The sequence below is a fragment of the Streptomyces sp. 13-12-16 genome, from assembly GCF_002114215.1.
Lineage (GTDB): Bacteria > Actinomycetota > Actinomycetes > Streptomycetales > Streptomycetaceae > Streptomyces.
On the sequence record NZ_NCTE01001445.1, the window covers coordinates 1 to 869 of the forward strand.

The 869-nt window shown below is 76.4% G+C and carries 1 pseudogene; it reads left to right on the plus strand.

The window, feature by feature from the left end:
• Positions 1–473: pseudogene (locus B7767_RS42315) on the plus strand (hypothetical protein); the annotation flags it as partial.
• Between the last annotated feature and the right edge of the window lie 396 nt (positions 474–869).

Below are 869 nucleotides of genomic sequence, written 5' to 3' on the forward strand. Positions count from 1 at the left end.
CCCCCGGCGGTTTCGGCGAGCGCCCGCGCGGCCCCGAGGGGCAGGGCGGCGGCCCCCAGGGGCCCGGCACGCGCTGGGACCCCACGGACCCGGCCCAGCGCCGTGCGCGCCTCGCCCTGCTGTCCGGCATGTGGGCCTTCTTCTTCGGCCTGTTCAGCTGGCCGTACGTCGCGCTGCTGCTGGGCGCGCTCGCCCTGTACTGGGGCATCAGCGCCCTGCGCGGCAAGCCCCGCGCGCAGGACCCGGACTCCCCGGCGCCCGAACCGAAGGGCCGCCCGCAGACCACGGCCGCGGTGAGCGGACTGGTCACGGGGTCGCTGGCGCTCGCCCTGGTCGCCGCGTCCTTCACGGCCCAGCTGGTCTACAGCGACTACTACACCTGCACCGACGACGCCCTCACCCAGGAGGCCCGCCAGTCCTGCGGCGATCTCCTCCCGGAGCAGCTCCGCGACCTCCTGGGGGACGGCGGCTGACACCCGCTCTCACTCCCGTGCGCCGGACGTGGGGCCCTCCTCGCCGGGGGCGGTGATCGCGTCCCGCACGCCGAACGGCATGTCCCAGTCCCACAGGTCGGACTCGGGTTCCCGGGTGCGGTGGAGCGGGTACGGCTCGTCGGGGGCCTCGCGCGGGAGGGGCGGGAGCGGCCCGCCCCGTACGGGCGGCGCCGGCTTCGCCTCCTTCGGGGTGCGGTGGTTCCGTGGCGCACCGGGCCCCGAAAGCCGGTCCCCCGGGAGCCGGCGGTTCCCTGGCGATCCGCCCCCCGGAAGCCGCTTCTCCGGGAGCCGGCGGTCCCGTGATGATCCGGGCCTCAGGAGCCGACTCATCAAGCCCCCAGGATGACGCGGTGCACCGGGCTCCGAAAGCCGGTC